The organism is Thiohalobacter sp. COW1 (assembly GCF_016629505.1).
Lineage (GTDB): Bacteria > Pseudomonadota > Gammaproteobacteria > Thiohalobacterales > Thiohalobacteraceae > Thiohalobacter > Thiohalobacter thiocyanaticus_A.
The window spans coordinates 1,407,164-1,427,996 of record NZ_AP024239.1; the positions used below are offsets into that span (position 1 = coordinate 1,407,164).

A 20,833-nucleotide genomic window follows, 5' to 3' on the forward strand; every position below is an offset into this window, starting at 1 on the left:
TCACACCTCCCGCGGCTGATCTGTTTTATCCAGCGCGTCCAACCAGAGCCACCATTCGAGATCGAGCCGATTGCGTCGTTCGAGGAAAAACCGCAGGTGATTGACCAGACCGTTACGTCTGGCATACTCGATCAGATCCTCGCGTGTTTCACACAGGCACTGTTCGGCAAATCCCAACGCGATATCGGCCTGCATCTGCGAGGTGGGGTCAATCAATTGGGAAGCAGGATCATTTCCGGTCTTCGGAGCTGGCTCCGGATTGCAGTGAATCAAGGTCAGTCTGGTGTGACGTTTCATCGCAGTCTCCTGATGTAAACCCTTTTGGAATGATTCGGCGGGTGCCGGCCACAGGGCATGGAGACCGTGCACCGCTTTAGCAGTCGATTTTTATTCCGCCCCTGCAATCTGGCATCAAATCAGGCGGTTAAAGCACACAGCAAAAAGCCCGCTATGGTCGGACCAAAGCGGGCTCAGAAACTTTCCAGCGCTCGCTTTAGCCGCATTTGTAGAGCGCCCGCAAGCTGAAAATCAAATCGGCGCAGTTCCCACTATAATGACAGGCGGACACATGTCAAGGATCTCAAGTGAACATGACTGATGCACCTCACGCAACAACTCGAATACATTTTGACCCCGCAGCGCTGACCTGCCATGCGCAATCGGATATTCTGCCCACTGCGCCCCAGACAGACAACGCTACCAGCCCAGCAGCCTTTGAGACCCCAATATTGAATATCCATGCCAGCCAGACCCAGGACGGAATATCGCCATCCGATATTCGTCTTCGACACACAACCAAGGCGGAACACGCCTCCTTCCCTGGCTGGCAGTCTATCTACCAGACAGCAGATAACGTCCGGGGGCGATTTCAGGGCTGCCTGCTGGGCGGGGCGGTCGGCGACGCCCTGGGCGCGCCGGTCGAATTCATGTCCCGCACGGAGATCCTGAACCGTTTCGGCCCGGCTGGCATCACTGACTACGCACCGGCCTACGGCGGCCTCGGCCGGATTACCGATGACACCCAGATGACCCTGTTCACCGCCGAGGGACTGTTGCGCGGCTGGATACGAGGCGCTTTCAAGGGGATTACGAACTATCCAGCCGTCACGGCCAATGCCTACCTGCGCTGGCTGCAGACCCAGGGCGAGCAGCCCCACTCCATCGACCCCGTGGGTAACGAGCCTGGGTGGCTGTTCCAGCAGCGCGCCCTGCACAACCGGCGCGCCCCGGGCAACACCTGCCTATCCGCGCTGCAAGCCATGACCGATCTGGGCGAGCCCGCCCGCAATGACAGCAAGGGCTGTGGCGGCGTCATGCGCATCACGCCCGTTGGGCTGTTTACCTGGCGCCTCGGACAACAGGCGGCGCTGGAGAATGCCTTCACGCTCGGGACGGAATTGGCAGGGCTCACCCACGGCCACCCGACCGGAAGTCTGACCGGCGGGGTACTGGCCGTGCTGATCCTGGCACTGATTGACGGGGCCACGCTGCCCGAGGCTATCAGCGCTAGCAAGACCCCGCTCCGATCACACCCGGACCATGAGGAGACGCAACGCGCCATCGAGCAGGCCGAGGCGCTTGCCAAGGACGGAATAGCACCTGAACAGGCCATCCAGCAGCTCGGCCAGGGCTGGGTGGCCGAGGAGGCGCTGGCGATCTCGATCTATTGCGCACTTGTCGCCGATGATTTCAGGCAGGGTGTGATCCTGGCAGTGAACCATGACGGAGATGCCGATTCGACCGGGGCCATTACCGGGAACCTGCTGGGCGCTATGTACGGTGTCGAGGCGATACCGGGAAACTGGATGGGACCGTTGGAACTGCGGGAGGTGATCACCGAAATCGCCGATGATTTGTATGACTTCAAGGACTGGTCGATCGGGGAATACAGTGCAGAAACCGGACTGAACAGGCGAATCTGGGAGAAATATCCAGGCTATTAATTCATGGAAAAACGAGCTGACACTGGGGCGATCATAACCATCACACAACATATTTTGTACACAGACGTTGCGCTGCTTCTGATTGCTTAATAATAATTTTTCAAACATTAACCGATTATGGAAAAAACCGTCAGCATATTTGAGCAAGTACCAGATACTCTGTTTGGCCCCCTCGCGTCACCGAATCGTCGTCTGCATTGGCAGATATTATTGCGATTATATCGTCATCATTTCGATGACGAGATCGACTATTCCGATTACGGTCATGCCCGAGCGGTGGTCATCGGCACAATCGAGAATGCGCTGGTCGAGCTCTCCGATTTATGGGTTGATGAAGATGGCATAGAGGCAGTCGCTTCATCCGAGCCATCGGAGACGCCGCGTCGTATGCGGGCCAACCTCACCTACTACGCATTGCGTAACTCTGGATGGCTCGAAGAAGAGCGCCGCGGGTATGTGGATTACGTGAACATGCCACCCCGGGTTAACCAGTGCCTGGCCATGTTGGTCGAGTTGGCCGAAGGCCGCCCGCTGGTAATGACCGGAAAGCTCAAGACGCTGGAAGCCGGGATGCGACAGGTCCTGGACAAGCCGGATGAACAGGCGGACTCCCTGACCGAGTTGGCCAAGGAGGCGGGGCGTTTCGCCCGGCACATGAACAGCATTCGCGGTGCCATCAAGGGACTGTATGATCAGATCAAGGGAAATCTCGCAACCCGCGACATCCTGTCGACATTCTTCGATGACTTCCTTGCCGAGATCTTCATTCGGGATTACGCCACGATCAAGACCTCGGAAAACCCGCTGCGAATCCGGAATGAGTTGCTTCGGATCGTATCGACGCTGCGCTACACGGCGGGTATCCGCAGCCAGCTGCTGGAAGGGTATCAACGCATATACGGGCACAAGGGTGAGGATGTCGCGGAGTTGCGACTGGATCAGGACCTTTCCCGCCTGGAGCAAGTCTTCAGCAACATCGAGCGCCAACTGGAGGCGCTGGATGAAATGAAGGTGCGCTATGAGCGCCGCATTGATACTGTAATCGATTACGCCACGCGCGCTCCGCGCACCCTCAGCCGCGATCTCAAGCGCCTGGCGAGCGCCATAGCGCGGCACGCCGACTCCGTTGGTGATGATGCAGCGATCCCGATCGCCCTGCCGTTGACCCATCTCGAATTGGTCGGCTATGACCGAATGGCGCAGCCCAAGCGCCGGCGCACGGCGCCCCAGCCGCGCACGGTCAAGAAAAACGAAGTCAGCGAACAGGCGCGGGCCCGATCAAACCGCGAACGCGCCGCCCGCCGGGCATTCCAGGTTGACGATGAAGCGCTTACCGGTTTTCTGGATGCTCGCATGCGGGTGGCTGAGCCGGAGAAAGCTTCGAAGCTGCAGATCCGTACTGTCAGGGATTATTTCTGTGTAATTGCATTGCGGCGCGCCGCAATCGCGCCGTCTGCGTACAAGAACAAGTACCCGGATGTGCTTGACAGGTACAAGATTGCGCCCAGTGACGAATGGGTTGAGACCGAATTCTTCAATATGCGTGACATTGTGATCACACGAAGGGATTGAGTATGCTTACCGAACTCAAAAATACCGCCCAGCGCTTCGATGGCATCGAAGAAGAACAGTTGCGCAGCGCCGGCTACAACCTGCTGAGTCGCCAGTTTCTGCATCGGGCCAAACAGCTGCATCGCAAACATTATGAGGTGGTAGTGCGGTGCTCTAAATATTTCATCCATCTCATGGATGCGCTGAATTACAACCTTGTAATTGAGGAATCGCTGGGGTATGTCGGCGCGATCCCCCGGGATTTCACGCGCCGCATGCGCATTGATGAAACGTTGCTTTTGCTTGCGCTTCGCAAGATGTACGACGATTCCGTGAATAACTTCAATGCCAATGACGACAGTACGGTTGATATCGCGCTGGAGGATTTTGAGCACAATTACCAGCAGTTTACAGGACGGGAACTGCCGAGGACCAAGAATGATTTCGATGCCTTGCGCGAGCCTTTTGAGCGATGCGGCATCGTGGATCTCGGCGAAGACGAGGATCGACCTGAAATCAAGCGACTGCGTATCTATCCGACCATCACATCCCTGATCAACGGGGATGCGCTCAAAATCATGGAGGGATACCTGAAGGGCCATGATGTGGATACGGGCGCGCAGGAAGAAGAGAAGACTGAAGCATGAAGCGCCTCCATCGTATTATTCTGGTGAACTGGTACCTCTTCGAATCCGTTGAGTGGGAAATCCGCGGTGCGACCGCGCTGATCGGCAATAATGGATCGGGCAAGTCGAGCCTGATCGACGCCATCCAGTACGTCATGATCGGCGGAAACAAGAACGACTGGCGCCCGAACGCCAAGGCGACCAACCGTCAGCGCAGCCGCGATGTGCGCAGCTATGTGCTGGGTATCATTAAAGACGAAGGCGCGACCGCCGGCAAGACGGAATTTCAGCCCCGCCCGGATGCGTTGTGTCGGATCTGCCTGGTTTTCAGGGATGAGGAGACAGGGCAATTCACCAGTGTTGGTGCGGCCGTCTCCGCTCGCCAGGCGGATCACCAGGAGCAGGTCGAAGGCTTTTTCATTGCCGAAAATCTCGAAATGCGTCTGGGAGATTTCCTGGAATCCAGTCCGGAAGGTGAATATCCTCGGCCCTACGCCGCCATCCGGGAATCCATCAGTCAGCGCGTCGAGCGTGTGGGCCATGCGTATAACTTCGGTCACGATCCGAAGAATTTTGTGAAGCAGCTGCTGTCCAGCTTGGGTCCGGACAAGCGCCCGCCAGCGCTGGATAAATACCGGCGTTCATTCAGGCAATCCGTCTACATGAGCGCATTGGAAGGGTCGGTGTCTGATTTTGTCCAGAATTCAATTCTGGACGAGAAACCTATCAATATCGAGCAGATGCGTCAGAGCATAGAAAGCTACAATAATAAGCTGGAGGCGGTCAGACGTACGGAGGATCAGGTTAATCGGTTGAGTGTGGTTCAGGGCTATCTGAATCAGGCTAAGCGCAAAGCCCAACTCAGTGCCGGCTACCGCTGGTGTGAAGCGGAAATGCGATTCCAGGCAGCGGACGAGGATAGAGAGTCACTGCTTGAAAGCGCTCTAAATGCCCGCACAAAGCATTCTCACATTCACCGTCGTGTGATTGAACTTAAAATACGCATCAGCGTAGTTGAGGAACGTATTCGGAGGCTTGAGACAACCCTGAATGCAGATGAATCCCAGAGCGCTAAAGCGCAGCTCGAGACCCAGCGCAACCACGAAACATCCGAGCTCAGGCGTATACGAGAGGAGATGGAAAAATTGCAGGGCAAGTTGGCTTACGCCTCTGAATTGTTGCCGCATGCAGAATCGTTACCGACAGAATTCGTTCACAATCTGAAAGAGATGGCACGTCTCTGCCAGCCGGGGTTGATGGCTTGGCCGGAATCACCCGAGGAGATCGACCGCCTGGTTTCCGATCTGAGGGGTGAAATCGATCAGATTATCGACAATGTATTTGATCAGGGTCGTGGGATTGCGGTAGAAGCCGAGGCGCTGACCAAAGAAGCGAAAGAATGCGAGGTCGCACTTGAGCGTCTCAGGGCGGGCAAATCGGATCTGGGTCGCAACACGCTGGCGCTTATTGAGGCACTGGCCGAGCATGGGATCGAGGCAACGCCGGTATGCGAACTGGTCGAGGTCACGGACCCTAAATGGCAGCCGGCGATTGAAGCCTTCCTCGGTGCGCGCACGCAGGCCCTGATTGTTTCGCCGGAGCAGGCCCGTGCTGCCGTCGAGATATACCGGACATTAAAAAAGACTGTGGCCTACGGCGCCAATGTCGTCAATACGGAAAAAGTACAGGATTGGAATGATGCGTTCGATCCGGATACGGCGCCGACACTGATCTCCGGGGATAATTCACTCGCCATCGCCTATGTCCAGCGCCTTCTCCGGGGGATGAAATTGTGCGACGTCGACACCAAGCGCCTTATTCGGGAGAAACGCGCAATGAGCCCGGATGGGATGATTGTGCAGGAAGCGTCGGTTCGTCGCCTCAAGCTGCCTGAATTCCCTGTGCTCGGGCGCGCGGCGCGTGAGTCGCAGATTCAACATATGGAGTCCAAGTTGGATCGATGCGTGGCGCGCCTGAGCGTTCTGAATGCCAAAAACACTGATGTCAAGAAGCTCACCTCGGCTTCGCATACGTTCCGTGAAAAGATTTCCGAACAGCCTAATCTTGCCCGTCGGGTCCAGCGCGAACTCGAGCTGGGGAAGCATATAGATGATCTGGATCGGCAGATTCAGGCGATCGATACCAGTCACCTCCAGGAGATCGAGGATCAGCTGGCCGTGTTGCGCAATCAGAAGAGCCAGCTTTCCGATGAAAATGTCAAATCAATCGGAGACAGGCGCGGGGCGCGGGATGAATTTCACGTCAAGAAGGAGAGAATCCAGGAATTATCGAACCACAAGATTCCGCGCCTGGTAGAGGAGCGTCGTGAACGGGAACATGACGATGATTATGATGCGCAATTGGCGGCTGAACTCCTGGAGAAGCTTGAATCCAGCGAGGAATCGTCCGAAGAGGTGAATTGCTACTCCCTGGCAGATAAGGCTAGGAAAGAGGCCGATAACGCCAGGAAGATCATGGAAGAAAGGGATAAAAAAGCAATGTCGGGACTGGTCGAATACAAAACCATTTATCCCACCGAAGACCTGTTCATGGAGAACATGTCGCCCGCGGGCTACCGGGTCAAGGTCGATGAGATGCTGACCTCTCTGAAAGAGGTGGGTCTGCATGAACGCCAAGAGGAGCTGAATGACGCTCTGCGCCGAGTGCAGAATGTATTCCGCACTGATCTTGCGATCAAGCTTAGAAGCGGTATCGATGATATGCGTCGTCGGTTCAGGGAATTGAATTCAGAGCTTGAAGAGCGCCCATTTTCATCCAATCAGCTTTACCAGTTCCGCTTTCAGCGCAAGGAGGAACACAGGGATTTCATCGACTATGTCGAGTCGGTCGATGAGCATGCCGCGGCGAACGTCGACAGTCTGTTCGATGAGCATGCGCACATCAACAGCAAGGTCCAGGAGATGCTCGACGGTGACGAGACCTTATCCGATTACCGGGAATACTTCACCTACGACATTGAAATCCAGGACCCGGAGACTGGGATCAAGGAGAATCTGTCACGCCGGATTGGGCGCGCCTCCGGCGGCGAGCACAAGACCCCTTTCTATGTGGCGATGGGGGCCTCATTGGCCAGCGCCTACCGGATCAATCGCCGGGAGGACGGGTCACTCGATGGTGGGCTCAGTCTGTATCTGGCGGATGAAGCCTTTGAGAAGATGGATTCCACCAACACTCGCCAGGCGACGGAGTACCTCAAATCCGTCGGGCTGCAGTTATTCGTCGCCACCCCCGATGATGCCGAGCCGCGCTTGCGTCAGGTGGTCGATACGGTGCTGTTCTTCACCCGTGAAGGCAGTCGGGTGTCAGTCGACGTCGACCATGTCACGCCAGCGGCCAGGGCACTGCTCCGGAAAGTCTATGATGATCCGGATTCCGTTGATCTGAGTCCTGAGCCCACCGCGCCGGAGCCGGTAGATGGCTGATCACCCCGGGAAGGCAATCCTGGAGGGGCTGTTGTCGCGCGGTGAAGTCCAGCGCGAACGGGTCCGGGATATCACCTTGCCTGCCTCGAAAATCCAGGGATACCCTTTCAGCAATGCGGCCAAGCTGGATGATTTTCATGAGTATCTGGGCCTGGCTGAGGGCAAGGGGGCGGTCCGGCGGGAGTGGCGACGCTACTACGAAGGAACGGAGCTCAAGCTGATCCGCCTTGCCGACGTTGCGGCGCTGGCGGACTTCCTGGGGCGGCCGCTATTGGGAGCTTCGGTAGACGCTGCCTTCAGCAAACTGGACCAGTCTGACGCTCCGGCCTGGCTGCTCGCCTGCCTCGAGGTAATCCGGGAACGCTGGCTCGAGGGTAAGAATGCCTACGGATTATCGGTTGACCACGCGGATCGACTGCCGGCATTGGTTCAGGCGATTTGTGGCATCGAATCCCTGTCCCCGGAATCTCAGCTTGATTACCGCCAGTTCGGGGCACGTTTTCTGGGGGATTCCAAGCTTACGCGTCAACTGGAGGCGCCCCTGGCAGCGATATATCGGGAGCGACTGGGGCTGAAGGATCATCGAGCCGGCGAAGTCATGGCTCAGATCAACCTGGTGCCCTTGGAGCACCCTACCCTCCTGCGCGGACCGCTGACGCTCCATCAGGGTGAAGATCGCATCAACGCGGATGTTGCCCCCTACATCGGGGTGCCGGCCGGTTACCTGTCGCAATTTCAGATGACCTCCATGCCGGCCTACATTCTCACGATCGAGAATCAGTCGAGCTTCAATGAGTATACCCGGCACTTCCCGCGAAGCGGGATGGTGATTTACACGGCCGGCTACCCGACCCGCGCCCTTCAGCGCTTCTATGGCGCGCTCGCTGAGAAAACGGCAGACGCGGGAACCCCGCTCTACCACTGGGGCGACACGGATGTTGACGGTTTCCGGATCCTGAAATGCCTGCAGGCGGCAGCAGGCACGCGTTCAGTCGTCCCCCATCAGATGGATATCGAGTCCGGCGAGCGTTACACGGACCGGCAAATCAGCCAGCTTCGGCAGATGATGCCGATCAACCCGGTCGCGGATCGCCTGGTGGAAAGCCTTGCGCACCGGGGGTATGGGGCGTGCGAGCAGGAATCAACTGAAGCGAATGAAGTTTCGATGTAATCAACACTCACGAGCAGAATATACAGCCCCTAAGCCGCAGCTCCAATACCCTCAGAAAAGGCGCTTCCGTCATACTGGCTATGAAAAAGGTATAGGACGAATAGCGCTAGGACCTGTTTCAGAATGAAAGCGATAATCTTTTGTAATGCGACCACGAGGGGTCTCCACTTGATGGATTAACCTGTATAACTTTAGATACCGGATGTACGGTCTTCGAATATACGAGGGTTGGCATCGTGATAAATGTCAGTCCACTCGCCTACAGTCTCCACTGGAATTAGTAGTCCCGTCGTATCGTTATCGTTCGTCTCGACTGGAGATTCGGTAGCCGTCGCAGTCCCGGCTTCACCTATTCCCCGGATATCTTCCGCTGATCTTTCAATACCGGTCGAGGCATCTTTCCCGTTTCCCGTTCTTGCAGTAACAGCCGAAATTTTGCGGTTAAACCCGATAGTGATTGCCCATAGCAGCAGAATCAATCCAGGGCCTGGAAGAGTGTTCCGAAGCAACGGGAGAATGTCCCACTCAGACAGAATATAGATATTAGTGAGAAGCAAACTACTGGCTTCACCCCATACGCCCTTCCACGTGGCATCTGTAAAGATAAACAGCGACGTGACATGACCAAGCCATAGTCCGAGAATCATAAAAAACAGGATTCTCAGAAGAGTGATTAAAATGCGATTAATTCGCTTCATAATAGATATTCCATATACTCGAATTCGCCATCATCGCCGCCAGAAGGCGCATTGGCAAGACCTACAATCATCAGCACGACGAACAGAACAATACCAATCAGAGTCACACCATCGCCGGCCTGCGTGAACAGTTTCGCCGGGTTCCGCGGAACCTCGATCGATGCCGACAGGCATGTCAGCATGCAATCGAGACCACGACCGAAGGTATCAATGAAGGCAAGATCGATTCAGCCATGACTCAAGAACCGGCCACAGATGCCGACACGCCTTCAAACAGCCGGCAATCCGGCAGCGTAGTGTATTCCCTCAACCCGGCAGTAGATGCATGTCCAATCATTCCCGAAAAGTGATCCTCCAGACGCGCGAACGCTGCAGGCGAGAACGGCTTGTACACGCCAGGCGTTTCCGAGAACTCGCTTACCGCCAGACTTCGCCCCTGCTCGCGAGCATAGTTACCGCTATCGCCGAGGATTTTGATCAAAAGGCGGAGGAACAGAATGATGCTGATTGATCTGATACGCTACTTCGCGCCTCTGTTCGTGGTCAGCTGTATATTCGGACTGTTCAGCGGCATATACATGGACCCCTGGTTCTGCAGAAGATGGAGAGAGTGGAGGAATCGCTCGGACGATGTATAGCGCCTGTCACCAGACACGCCCAAACATGAAAACCATCCCTTCAAAAAATCATCGCGGCATGAGTTCACCATGTCATGACGATGTCTGTTCCCAGAAACTTCTTTAATCGTCAGGATCCGAATCCGTCATGTAATTTCCGCTCATATCGACTAATTCATCCGCCATCGGCACTCCCGTCCATGGATTAACGCCGAGTGATTTTTCCTGTTTACATTCCATATAATCGAATTCGTCATCATCGCTACCAGCAGGCGCATTGGTATGACCTGCGACCATCAGTACGACGAACAGAACAATGCCAATCAGAATCATTCCATCGCCGGCCTGCGTGAACAGATTCTCCAAGTTCCGCGGATCCTCGATCAACGCCGACAGGTATGCCAGCATGCGATCGAGGCCGCTACCGAAGGTATCGGAGAATGGAAGGTCGCCTTTCATCCACTGAGATAGTGCATCGGCGAAATAGCAGGCATAAATGGTGCCTACATACCCAACCACAAAGCCGATGATAGAACGCAACATTTCTGTCGTTGCTCGTGATCAGCGAAACATCTGGTACTGCGTCAGAAACGCTTCCATCGCCTGGCCGTCCACGGCTTTGTCCGACATGATCTCATAGGCTTTAACCGTGTCTTCACCGATGCGCTCGGGGGTATAGGCCAGCACCATAACCGCACCTTTGGGTGTGACGAAGACATAGGCATCGTTCTTGCTCGCCGCGCTTGCCTTGCCCGTATTGTTTCCGACCACGGAGCGGAAGAGCTCGAAACCGGCGCCGGCGATCTTGAACACCGGAGTGCTGTGCTGCGGCTCGCCTTCCTGAGCATACAGGTCAGCGAAGCCGACATAGCCTCCCTTGTGGTCTGATGAATCCAGCTGTGTCACGGCCAGCGGCCGGTCCTTGTCACCCACCAATGCCGAGCGCTTCACTAGGTCCCGCGCCACCACCGCTCGTACAGAACGGTTGGTGCCGTAGTCGACATCATAGTAGCCGGTCTTCGTGTAACTACGACCGAAACCCAGCAACCCGCCAATCTTGGCTTCGATCCGATCAAGCTCGAAGCTTATGAACGATCCCATCCAGTTGCGGCTACCTCGATCGGTGACTTGCATGCTCTGCCACAAGTACATGTGGAAGCCGGTCCGAACCGAATCGGCATACGGGACCGAATTCACGAAAGCTGCCGAGGTATTCATCATCTCGCGATGTGAGGTGCCTCGTACGATGCCATCCCGAATCCGGGTCTTTCTGCCGTCGGCGTCCACACGATAGTAGGCGGTATCGATATAGTCGTAGTGCTCTTCGTCGAGCATCTCGATCAACCAGCCGCCATCGCTTGACGGTGTCGCAAAGTACACACCCTGAGGTCCTGAAACGGGATTGCCGTTGGCATCATAGCCGGCGTAGCTGCGAAGCCCGTTGGTCTCGTTGCGGGAAACAAAGATCCCCTGCTTGCCGACAACGACAGGACCTACCGGCTTGATGACGCCGAGCTGCGCTTTGGTTTCGCCGGTTTCAGATACAGCATAGAAAACCACCGAGCTGCCAGCTCTTTCAGGCAGATCCGCCTGCTCCAGTGGTACACCCTCCTGGCGGACAGCAACCAAGTAATCGCTGTTTGTCATCTGAAGGAAACCAGTTACATCATTGTGCCCTTTGGGCGTGACGTAGCGCTTACCCTTCAGGTAGAGCGCGGCCTTGTTGTCATCGCGGTAACGCTCCGGGATCCAGAGGGTATCGATATCACTCAGGCCGGCTTCGGCGAGCGAAGCAATCCGTTGCCCCGCTATGGCTTGATCATAAGCTGGAACGGAGTCCTCCTTTGCCCATACCCCGAGTGGTGATATAAGATATATCGAAATAAGTAATGCAAAGCGCATTTTAATGCGCATAAATAGATCTGCCATAATTTATAAATTCAACTCGATACACTCGACCAGTGATGCCAATCCTTTAATGCGGCGACCGTTCTCGAGATAAATCAACCATGCAATTGCTCAGCTGCTTTTCGTATCCAAGCCGATGTCTGATGTTTAGGAGCTCACAGACAGCACATCAATTCACAGGCGCACGAACAGCTCGAGGTGCAGTTCCGCCAACTGGTGGATCATGCGCTGTGAGATTTCAAGGAAGCTATGGATCGGTTCCAGTGATCGGAAATTGCCCCGGAGTCGGGCTTCCCGCCAACGGGGCAACAATATCGTGCAGTAGAACACCGTGGCAGCCAGTGTGTACCAAGTGCGCTATAAGGATCTGGTCTTATACGGACTTTCAATGACTTAGCTGAAGTGTGCAGCGGACAGCCTGTCATGCAACCAATTGATATTAATAGCTAATTGGTTCGTGCAAGCCGGCTACGAACCAGGCGGTCGGAGGTTCGAATCCTTCCGGGCGCGCCAGACACAAAAATAGCTCACCCTTGGGTGGGCTTTTTTTGTGTCCGGGGTGCCCGGAGGCCGATGAGAACCTCCTCAGGTTCGAGCCGAGGCCGGCGCAGCCGGCCGAGACAACGCGCAGCGAACGCAGTGAGCGAGCGGCCCCCTTGAGGGGTGAGCCGCGAAGCGGCGAATAATCCTTCCGGGCGCGCCAGATAAAGCGGAAAAGGCCACCTTCGAGTGGCCTTTTTTGCTTTATGAGGGATGTTTCAGCAGGATTCGAACCTCCGACTCATATACTGTTCGACAAGCACCGGAGGTGCGCAGAACGGCCGAAGGCCGGTAATCCTTCCGGGCGCGCCGGATATGAAAAAGGCTCACCCCTGCGGTGGGCCTTTTCATGTCGGGATATCCGGAGACCGATGAGAACCTCCTCAGGTTCGAGCCGAGGCCTGCGAAGCAGGCCGAGACAACGGGCAGCGAACGCAATGAGCAGCCCCCCTTGAGGGGTGAGCCGCGCAGCGGCGAAAATCCTTCCGGGTACTCGAGAATCGCCTCGAGTCAGGAGGCGGTTTCACACAAGCCGGTGCGGACGGGCGCCTCTACCAACGGATCGAACGGTAGACCTGCTCGCGTTCACGTTTACTGAGAACAAGCTGCCACAGCTGCCCCTGACCGGAGCGGAAAAATCCGGCACAACTCATCAAATAATATTTCCACATCCGGTAGAAGCGCCTGCCGTATCTCGCCTCCAGGGCAGGCCATGCGGATTCGAAGTTCTGCCACCAGGCCATCAGGGTGAGATCGTAGTCCTGACCGAAATTATGCCAGTCCTGGATGATGAACCGTTTATCCAGAGCCGCCGCGATTTCATGCGCGGACGGCAACTTGCCATTGGGAAAGATATACCGGTCGATCCAGGGATCGACGGTCTTGCTGGTGGCGTGGATACCGATGCTGTGCAGAAGAAACAGTCCGTCGTCCTGCAGCAGGCGCCAGGCGATATCGAAATATTCCTGGTAATTTTTCGGACCCACGTGTTCGAACATGCCCACAGAGACCAGTTTGTCATAGCGGCCCTGAAGATTGCGGTAATCCATCAACTCGATTGTCACCGGCAGGCCGGCACAACGCTCCTGCGCAAGCTGCTGCTGCTCACGCGAGACCGTTACCCCCGTGACTTCCACGTCGAAGTATCTGGCGGCATGACGTGCCAGACCGCCCCAGCCGCAACCGATGTCAAGCAGCCGTTCCCCCGGTTGCAGCTTGAGCTTGCGACAGATCAGATCGTTCTTGTCATGTTGGGCCTGATCCAGCGATTGGGCATTGAGCCAGTAGCCGCATGAATAGCTCATGCTCGGATCCAGCATGGCAGTGAAGACATCATTGCCGATGTCATAATGCTTCTCGGCCACCTGGAAGGCCCGTTGACGTCGCTGCAGGTTGAGCAGACTCTGGCGAGCCGCTTCGGCGATGAGCTTGATCCTGGCCCATCCCGATAGACGTTCGTCGGCATCGGAACGCAGCAGCCGCGTGAACAGTTCATCGAGCGCCTCGGCCTCCCATAACCCGTCCATATAAGCTTCTCCGAAGCCCAGCGATCCCTGCGTCAGGACCCGTCGATAGACGTCGGTATCAAGTACCTGGATGTCCCAGGGGGCACTACCGTTAATCGTCACCTCCGCTTCTGCAAGGAGATTAGTCAGTACCTCAGGCGCACCGACCTCGGTGCGGGAAACGAAACCTGTCCAACGGTTGAGGGATGGTTTTTCCTTGCTGAGCATATCTCAAATACCTCGTGACCGGTGATTCGGATATCGTGTGCAGTGGTCGCAAGCAGAACGGCAGAACTCATCAGTGGCACGAGAAGCATCCGCACCCTGTGTGAAAATTACCGACATCGGAGAACCTGCAAACGCTTACACAATAATAATCATTTAAATTATTTGTTTTACTGCAGCCATACAATCAATATTTATTGGTAACGGATATCGAAAACTGCAATACAAAGGCGCTTTGCAGGTCAGGGAATACTGTCAGGTCGGCGCCAAGTCTCGCCGACCTGACATGTGCCTTAGAACCGGATATGCGTGGAATGATTGAGCGTGTATTTTGCTCCGGTCCAGTTATCGACATGAAAACGTGTGAACGGAAGCTCTGTCAGTTGAAAGAATCGCTCCCAGCCTATGCGTTCTACCCATTCTCCAACACGCTCCCAGTCTTTTGCATTTTCCTGGTAACAGCGCAGGATCTTTTTCAGGACGGCGGCCACTTCTGGCCATCTCGGGGGTTTGTTTGGCAACCCGGCCGCAACCAGCTTCATCATGCTGGGTTTGGACCTGGCATTTGAGTTCTTTCCACCTATCCAGATCGCAAGCTTTGAGTTCTCGGGATCGTTGATCTGCATTGGTGGGCATGGCGGATAACAGGCTCCGCAGCAGACGCACTTGCGCTCGTCCACTTCCAGCGAAGGTTTTCCATTCACCATAGCCGGTCGTATTGCCGCTACCGGGCATCTGGCTACAACAGCGGGTCTTTCACAGACATTCGAAACCAGATCATGATTGATCATGGGTGGTTTGGTGTGCTGGATATTGACCGCAATATCCGCCTGGCCGCCGCAATTGATCTGGCAGCAGGATGTGGATATATGAACGCGGTTAGGCATGCGCTCATTGACGAATTCATCATACAACTCGTCCATGAGGGCCTTGACCACGCCTGATGCATCGGTGGCTGGGATATCACAATGAAGAAATCCCTGGGTATGAGAGATCATCGACACCGAGTTACCCGTGCCCCCCACCGGAAACCCTTCTGCCGTCAATTTATCAATGAGAGGGACGACCTTGCTCTCTTCACTCACCATGAACTCGATATTGCTGCGGATTGTGAACCGGACATGCCCCTCAGCGTACTCGTCTGCAATTTGACACAGTTTACGGATGGTGCCCGTATCCATCTGTCGCTGCGTGCCTGCGCGTACTGTCCAGATGTGTTCATTGTTGTGCGAAGCATGATGCAGCACACCGGGACGACAGCGCTCATGCCAGTCCCATTGCCCGTAGTTCCTGCGCATCACGGGATGCATGTATTTGAAGGCATCCGGAACCCCACTTTCTATGGCTTCACGAAACTGCTCACTCATAGCTTACTCCTTTCAGTACTGGACGGAGGTGTTTACTCTGTTTCCGAAAGACATCAGGCACTGCTGCCTTCCGCCTGTCTCTGACGCCATTTCTCCGCTTCCTCCTCCCACGTATCCATCCTCACAAAGGAGTTGCTGCGAGGCTGGGCGACCATGGCGGGGTCCACATCCACACCGATACCCTCCAGAAAATTCGCCAGTCCAATTCGCTCTATGGTCTCGCCGAGTCGTTCATGCTCGAGCCCGTTTTCGGCCCAGAAGTCAATGATGGTCTCCGCCAGCTCGACAAGCTCGTCGTAATCCTTCTGTGATTCCAGTTTCCTGAAAGGAATAAGCACCGTACCGAAAAGATCACCGATCTTGAGTGTGCGCTTTCCGCCGACCAGAATTGACACACCACGATCAAGCCCGGGTGAAAGCGCCTTCGTCATCACATTGATGCAATGCATGCAACGGACACAGTTGCTGTTGTCCACCTCGATGGTGTCATCCTTATTGAGTTGAATGCATTTTGTTGGACAGCGTGATATAACGTTGTTCAAGATGTAATCACGGCCCTTTTCCTGAACGAACTTCTTTACTTCGTCCTGTTTGATTCTTATGTCGTCACGCCAGGTACCGATTACGGCCATATCCGCCCTCTGGATCGAATTCATACAGTCATTCGGGCAACCCGAGAACTTGAACTTGAATTTATAAGGGAGCGCAGGCCGATGCAGGTCATCGGTGAACGAATTCATTACCTGGCGATGCGCAATCGCCTCATTGAAGCAGGAATGCTCGCAGCGCGCAGCCCCGACACACGACATTGATGTGCGCACAGAAGGGCCTGCACCCCCCAGATCGAACCCCAATTCGTTTATCGCATCAAATGCTGCCTGGATGTTGTCGCTCGTACAGCCCTGAAACATCATATCGCCGCTCTGACCATGCAACGCCAGCAGTCCAGAGCCATGCTCGTCCCAAACGTCACAGAATTTACGCAGAATATCAGTGTCATAATGCATCCCCGGTGGAGGCATGACACGCAGCGTATGGAACTCAGATGATGCCGGAAACTTATCCGCCACCTCGGAGAAGCGCGGTATAATGCCGCCACCATACCCCCTGACAGTGACGGTCCCACCCTTCCAGTACCCCTTTACGTTCTGATACGAATGCTCAAGCTGACCCAGCAGATCGGCCATCATGGGCTTATCGTTAGCCAGCCGCTTGAACCCGGTTACAAAACTTGGCCAGGGGCCGCTTTCCAACTGATCCAGATTTGGTGTTTCATGAAGCTTTTTCGTCATGACACATACCCTCACGTTGACGTCGCATTATGTCCAGCCGACTCAGGTAAAGCATTTATCTGTGTTATTAACAATAACCAATCAACCTATTAAGTTAATATCTATTATTGGTTAGGCGTAATGGTTTATATGGGATATGAGGTCGTCGCCATCATCATTCCCCATACCTTGTATCGTCGTTTTCGCCAATAACCCCTGCCCTTCAACGTCGCGATGCCGGCCGACTATTACAGCGACACTGAAAGTCCGTCCGCTTCATTCTTATCGGCCTGATAAATTGAACACAAACGATAATTTTTGCCCACTCGTATCGAGCACATCGATACATCGTCGGATTTGACAATGGTCATGTACAGGGGAGGATCTGCGTATTGACTGACGGCCACAAACTACAGAGGGCAGTATCAGCTTCACATGATTGACTGGGATTTCATTCAGCAGCAATCCCGGAATTTAAGGCGAACGATTCTCTGCATGATTCAGACCTCAGGATTGAGATCATCATCGACAAGGCAGTATCGCCGTCACCTATAGCGACATTCGAAATATTCTTCTTGTAACGTCTCAGGATGTATCGCTAGTATTTATTAGATGCGACATGAATCGACTGCTTTCTTGTCCTTGAAATCATGCTGCCTATACCACGCAAAGTTCGTCACCGCTGAGGATATTGCGCGAATCATGTACAGCACACGACTGACAAGAGAAGATTTTGATCATGCCCTGGCGGGCATGGGAACCTACATTGACGTAACGGTGGACGATCTCATGGAAATCTCTAATCGAGCACACATACATGCAAGCATCAGGGAAAAGGAATCCTTGCTGGTTGAACGTCTGATGACTTCATCCTTGCATACAGTGCGACCTGAAACCACGCTTTCCACGGCCGCCCATGCAATGGTTACCATGAGGATTTCCGGCCTTCCCGTGGTCGATCAGACCAATAAGCTGATCGGAATTATCACTGAAGCAGATCTGTTGCGTGCAATCGGCGTGCCCAGCCATCACCCCACGCACAATCTCTGGCAAACGCTCGAGGCCATGTTCACGCACCACGCCGAGATTCAATCGCCCGAAGGAAATGTGGCTTCATTGATGACTACGGACATCCTCACCATACGTCCCGAGCACACATTGCATGATGCCCTGGATATCATGAAGAAGAACCGGATCAAGCGCATTATTGTTGTCAACGACAACAGTGAACCTGTCGGTATGATCACTCGCTCCGATCTCGTAAGGGTATTCTTTGACAGTATCAGGACCAACGATGAGGATTATACGGCTGTTAACGGCAGCTGAGTTCCCGGATGCCACTCAGGTTCAATTCCTTCCGGCCACGCCGATTGATCTCTAATCGAATAACTTTCAACCCTCACGCCTGCCTCGCTCGGACGTCGCCGCTCTCCAGGGCGGCCAGTACGCCATCCCAGAATGCCAGCCGGGCCTGCACAGCCTCCCGTGCGGCGACAACGGCCTCCTCGCGTTCATCGTCACTGTGGCACAGACCGTTCAGCAGCCGCAGGGAAAGGGGACCGTGGGATCCCTCGTCCAGATGAATATGACGCTCCAGATAATAGTGGAAAATCGGTGCGTCCCGTCGACCGATACCTGAGCGCTCGAGTATAGCGCGGAACATGTCGGGGATAATGTGTTCGCGCCCCAACGCAAGGGCAGCGGCGGCCTCATGCGGCTTGCCGGACCTCAGAAACCTGAATGTGGTCGTTGTGAAGACACGTGATGGAGAAGGCACCGAGGGCAACGCCAGGGCCGCGTCCACACCCTGCTGACGCACCGCATCCACGAAGACGAGTATCGGTCCGGTATCCGCGCCGATCTCCTCCATGGCCTGGCAATAGAGCTCGAAGTGGCTGGTATGGCCGACGCCGCTGCCGGGCATGGCCTCGTCGCACTCCTCGCCCAGCACCATCTCGTTGATGAAGCGCCGGACATCCCCGTCGCCCACCGGCACCCAGGGAAAACCGGCGGGGGCGACCACGGCCTGCAGATGCTTGGCCACCGACATGAAATCCCACACCGAGTAGACATGGTGCTCCATGAACACACGCAACTCGTCCAGTCCCTGGATGGCGGCATAGACGGGGTGCTGATCCAGGTCGTTGCGCAGCGACTGGATGATGTCCTCGGCGATGGGCGTGGTCATGGAATGATCCCTGTTCAGTACAGACAGACGGTCGGAAAATCTACCAGCCGCCCAATGCCCCTTCAACCTTCGGATAAGGGCGGTTTTAAACCCGGAAATACCAGTCATCGCCAGACTGATAATCAGCATCTATACTATATGTTCAACTCGAACCGGATCGGGCATCATCGATGCTCACAGAAGACGGAACGATCACCCATGCTGAAAATCTTCCCTGCCCTTTTTCTGCTCAGTCTGATCCCAACACCCGCACAGGCATTGGGCAATGCTGAGGCAGGCAAGCGCATTGCCATGCAGGGCAACGACCAGGGCGCCACGGCCTGCGTGAGTTGCCATGGGGCAGCTGGCGAAGGCAACCCCGCCGCGGGTTTTCCGCGTCTGGCGGGCCTGAGTGACAAGTACCTCAGCAAACAGCTGCAGGACTACAGCCAGGGCACGCGAAGCAACCCGGTCATGCAGCCGATTGCCGCCGCACTTGAGCAGCAGCAACGACTCGATGTCGCTGCCTACTATGCCGGTCAGGCGCCTATGGACAATGCCGATACTGCTGCTCCGCCGGACGGCGGCCGGACGCTGGCCCTGCGCGGCGACTGGGACAATACCATCCCCGCCTGCGTAAGCTGCCACGGACCGGGGGGCCGCGGCGTGGACCCCCATTTCCCCGCCCTGGCCGGCCAGCACGCCAGCTACATTCAGTCCCAACTCGAGGCCTGGCGCAAAGGTACCCGCCACAACGATGCCAACGACCTGATGCGCGTTGTGGCCGAACGCCTGACCCAGACTCAGATCCAGGCGGTATCGGAGTACTTCGCCTCGCAGCCTGCTGTCAAACCCGAGCCTGGAGCCGAACGATGAATCGTCCTCTTCACCTGATCGCTGCCCTTGTGCTGTGCAGCACCGTGCTCCATGCCGGACAGACGGACGATCACCAGGCGGAACTGCCGGACACCCCGAAGGGCGCACCCAGCTTCACGCCCCCGGCTGAATCCGAACTGCCGGAGGGCCCCTTCGGCGAGATGGTGCGTTATGGCCGCGACCTGTTCGTGGACACCCAGCAGCTGCGCGGCAGATTCGTCGGCAATGGCCTGAACTGCGTCAACTGCCATATCGACGCCGGCCGCCGTGCCGACTCCGCTCCCTTATGGGCCGCCTATACCATGTATCCGGCGTATCGCAGCAAGAACGATCGCGTCAACACCATGGAACAACGCATCCAGGGCTGCTTCCGCTACAGCATGAACGGGGCGCCTCCGCCCTCCGGCAGCCGTGAACTGTCGGCCCTCCTGAGCTATCACTACTGGCTGGCCCGGGGAGCGCCGGTGGGCGTGGCGCTCGCAGGCCGGGGTTACCCGAAACTCGATGAGCCGCCCAGCGCCCCCGACATCAGCCGCGGCCGGCAGGTATTCGAGGCCCAGTGCGCTTTGTGCCACGGCGAGGACGGCCAGGGCCGCAAGGCCGAAGGTGTCTATGCATTTCCGCCGCTGTGGGGCACGGACTCATACAACTGGGGGGCGGGCATGCACCGCGTCAACACCGCAGCTGCCTTCATCCATGCCAATATGCCGCTGGGCAGGCCGGAATCACTCAGCGTCCAGCAGGCCTGGGACGTCGCCGCCTTCATCAACAGCCACGAGCGGCCGCAGGACCCCCGGCATGAAGGTGATCTGAAGGAAACCGACGCGACCTTCCATGTGCACCAGTGCCACTATGGCGACGAGGTGGACGGGCAGCTGCTCGGCAGCCACGCCTATCCCAATCCGCTCCAATAGCTGGCGGCGAT

At 55.9% G+C, this 20,833-nt stretch carries 17 protein-coding genes; 8 read left to right on the plus strand and 9 right to left on the minus strand.

What is annotated here, in order from left to right; all coding sequences use genetic code 11:
* The gene (locus tag COW1_RS06585; protein WP_201345790.1) at window positions 1-297 is read right to left on the minus strand and encodes a hypothetical protein; all 297 of its coding nucleotides are present in this window, start codon (window positions 295-297) and stop codon (window positions 1-3) included.
* Window positions 298-590: 293 nt separating this feature from the next.
* Here COW1_RS06585 and COW1_RS06590 point away from each other — a divergent pair, with 293 nt between their 5' ends.
* The 5 genes from COW1_RS06590 (at window position 591) to COW1_RS06610 (ending at window position 8,734) form a co-directional block, all read left to right on the plus strand.
* Window positions 591-1,943 (plus strand): ADP-ribosylglycohydrolase family protein, encoded by a 1,353-nt coding sequence (locus COW1_RS06590; protein WP_201345791.1) that lies wholly within the window; start codon window positions 591-593, stop codon window positions 1,941-1,943.
* 117 nt (window positions 1,944-2,060) lie between these two features.
* A complete protein-coding gene (locus tag COW1_RS06595) occupies window positions 2,061-3,515 on the plus strand; it encodes a Wadjet anti-phage system protein JetA family protein (protein ID WP_201345792.1) in 1,455 nt (484 codons plus the stop codon).
* 2 nt (window positions 3,516-3,517) lie between these two features.
* Window positions 3,518-4,141 carry a DUF4194 domain-containing protein gene (locus tag COW1_RS06600; RefSeq protein ID WP_201345793.1) on the plus strand — a complete coding sequence of 208 codons (624 nt, stop codon included), beginning with the start codon at window positions 3,518-3,520 and terminating at the stop codon, window positions 4,139-4,141.
* Window positions 4,138-7,563 carry an SbcC/MukB-like Walker B domain-containing protein gene (locus tag COW1_RS06605; protein ID WP_201345794.1) on the plus strand — a complete coding sequence of 1,142 codons (3,426 nt, stop codon included), beginning with the start codon at window positions 4,138-4,140 and terminating at the stop codon, window positions 7,561-7,563. Before COW1_RS06600 ends, COW1_RS06605 begins: the two co-directional genes overlap by 4 nt.
* Window positions 7,556-8,734: a Wadjet anti-phage system protein JetD domain-containing protein gene (locus COW1_RS06610; RefSeq protein WP_201345795.1), complete on the plus strand. Its 1,179-nt coding sequence runs from the start codon at window positions 7,556-7,558 to the stop codon at window positions 8,732-8,734. The genes COW1_RS06605 and COW1_RS06610 overlap by 8 nt, the downstream gene beginning before the upstream one ends.
* 191 nt (window positions 8,735-8,925) lie before the next feature.
* Here the strand turns inward: COW1_RS06610 and COW1_RS06615 are convergent, their stop codons facing one another.
* From COW1_RS06615 to dsrA, 7 genes are all read right to left on the minus strand, one after another.
* A complete protein-coding gene (locus COW1_RS06615) occupies window positions 8,926-9,432 on the minus strand; it encodes a hypothetical protein (RefSeq protein ID WP_201345796.1) in 507 nt (168 codons plus the stop codon).
* Window positions 9,429-9,614 (minus strand): hypothetical protein, encoded by a 186-nt coding sequence (locus tag COW1_RS06620; protein WP_201345797.1) that lies wholly within the window; start codon window positions 9,612-9,614, stop codon window positions 9,429-9,431. The genes COW1_RS06615 and COW1_RS06620 overlap by 4 nt, the downstream gene beginning before the upstream one ends.
* A gap of 558 nt (window positions 9,615-10,172) precedes the next feature.
* Entirely contained in the window at window positions 10,173-10,592 is a 420-nt protein-coding gene (locus COW1_RS06625) for a hypothetical protein (protein WP_201345798.1), read from the minus strand.
* Between the two features lie 18 nt (window positions 10,593-10,610).
* A complete protein-coding gene (locus COW1_RS06630) occupies window positions 10,611-11,978 on the minus strand; it encodes a hypothetical protein (RefSeq protein WP_201345799.1) in 1,368 nt (455 codons plus the stop codon).
* A gap of 1,070 nt (window positions 11,979-13,048) precedes the next feature.
* Window positions 13,049-14,230: a cyclopropane fatty acyl phospholipid synthase gene (gene cfa, locus COW1_RS06635; protein ID WP_096365866.1), complete on the minus strand. Its 1,182-nt coding sequence runs from the start codon at window positions 14,228-14,230 to the stop codon at window positions 13,049-13,051.
* 290 nt (window positions 14,231-14,520) lie between these two features.
* Window positions 14,521-15,594, minus strand: a complete 1,074-nt coding sequence (gene dsrB, locus COW1_RS06640; RefSeq protein ID WP_096365864.1) for a dissimilatory-type sulfite reductase subunit beta — start codon at window positions 15,592-15,594, stop codon at window positions 14,521-14,523.
* Window positions 15,595-15,647: 53 nt separating this feature from the next.
* A complete protein-coding gene (dsrA, locus tag COW1_RS06645) occupies window positions 15,648-16,886 on the minus strand; it encodes a dissimilatory-type sulfite reductase subunit alpha (RefSeq protein WP_096365862.1) in 1,239 nt (412 codons plus the stop codon).
* Between the two features lie 681 nt (window positions 16,887-17,567).
* Here dsrA and COW1_RS06650 point away from each other — a divergent pair.
* Entirely contained in the window at window positions 17,568-18,191 is a 624-nt protein-coding gene (locus COW1_RS06650) for a CBS domain-containing protein (RefSeq protein ID WP_201345800.1), read from the plus strand.
* Between the two features lie 73 nt (window positions 18,192-18,264).
* On the opposite strand, the gene COW1_RS06655 is transcribed toward COW1_RS06650, so the two are convergent.
* Window positions 18,265-19,053, minus strand: coding sequence for a DUF3050 domain-containing protein (locus tag COW1_RS06655; RefSeq protein WP_201345801.1), 789 nt, complete (start codon window positions 19,051-19,053; stop codon window positions 18,265-18,267).
* Between the two features lie 198 nt (window positions 19,054-19,251).
* Here COW1_RS06655 and COW1_RS06660 point away from each other — a divergent pair, with 198 nt between their 5' ends.
* The gene (locus tag COW1_RS06660; protein ID WP_201345802.1) at window positions 19,252-19,908 is read left to right on the plus strand and encodes a cytochrome c; all 657 of its coding nucleotides are present in this window, start codon (window positions 19,252-19,254) and stop codon (window positions 19,906-19,908) included.
* Window positions 19,905-20,822, plus strand: a complete 918-nt coding sequence (locus tag COW1_RS06665; RefSeq protein WP_201345803.1) for a c-type cytochrome — start codon at window positions 19,905-19,907, stop codon at window positions 20,820-20,822. The genes COW1_RS06660 and COW1_RS06665 overlap by 4 nt, the downstream gene beginning before the upstream one ends.
* Window positions 20,823-20,833: the final 11 nt, after the last annotated feature.

Coding starts and splice junctions, on each gene's coding strand:
- COW1_RS06585 (WP_201345790.1), bottom strand. CDS start 297: ATGAAACGTCACACCAGACTGACCTTGATTCACTGCAATCCGGAGCCA.
- COW1_RS06590 (WP_201345791.1), top strand. CDS start 591: ATGACTGATGCACCTCACGCAACAACTCGAATACATTTTGACCCCGCA.
- COW1_RS06595 (WP_201345792.1), top strand. CDS start 2,061: ATGGAAAAAACCGTCAGCATATTTGAGCAAGTACCAGATACTCTGTTT.
- COW1_RS06600 (WP_201345793.1), top strand. CDS start 3,518: ATGCTTACCGAACTCAAAAATACCGCCCAGCGCTTCGATGGCATCGAA.
- COW1_RS06605 (WP_201345794.1), top strand. CDS start 4,138: ATGAAGCGCCTCCATCGTATTATTCTGGTGAACTGGTACCTCTTCGAA.
- COW1_RS06610 (WP_201345795.1), top strand. CDS start 7,556: ATGGCTGATCACCCCGGGAAGGCAATCCTGGAGGGGCTGTTGTCGCGC.
- COW1_RS06615 (WP_201345796.1), bottom strand. CDS start 9,432: ATGAAGCGAATTAATCGCATTTTAATCACTCTTCTGAGAATCCTGTTT.
- COW1_RS06620 (WP_201345797.1), bottom strand. CDS start 9,614: ATGCTGACATGCCTGTCGGCATCGATCGAGGTTCCGCGGAACCCGGCG.
- COW1_RS06625 (WP_201345798.1), bottom strand. CDS start 10,592: ATGTTGCGTTCTATCATCGGCTTTGTGGTTGGGTATGTAGGCACCATT.
- COW1_RS06630 (WP_201345799.1), bottom strand. CDS start 11,978: ATGGCAGATCTATTTATGCGCATTAAAATGCGCTTTGCATTACTTATT.
- cfa (WP_096365866.1), bottom strand. CDS start 14,230: ATGCTCAGCAAGGAAAAACCATCCCTCAACCGTTGGACAGGTTTCGTT.
- dsrB (WP_096365864.1), bottom strand. CDS start 15,594: ATGAGTGAGCAGTTTCGTGAAGCCATAGAAAGTGGGGTTCCGGATGCC.
- dsrA (WP_096365862.1), bottom strand. CDS start 16,886: ATGACGAAAAAGCTTCATGAAACACCAAATCTGGATCAGTTGGAAAGC.
- COW1_RS06650 (WP_201345800.1), top strand. CDS start 17,568: ATGTACAGCACACGACTGACAAGAGAAGATTTTGATCATGCCCTGGCG.
- COW1_RS06655 (WP_201345801.1), bottom strand. CDS start 19,053: ATGACCACGCCCATCGCCGAGGACATCATCCAGTCGCTGCGCAACGAC.
- COW1_RS06660 (WP_201345802.1), top strand. CDS start 19,252: ATGCTGAAAATCTTCCCTGCCCTTTTTCTGCTCAGTCTGATCCCAACA.
- COW1_RS06665 (WP_201345803.1), top strand. CDS start 19,905: ATGAATCGTCCTCTTCACCTGATCGCTGCCCTTGTGCTGTGCAGCACC.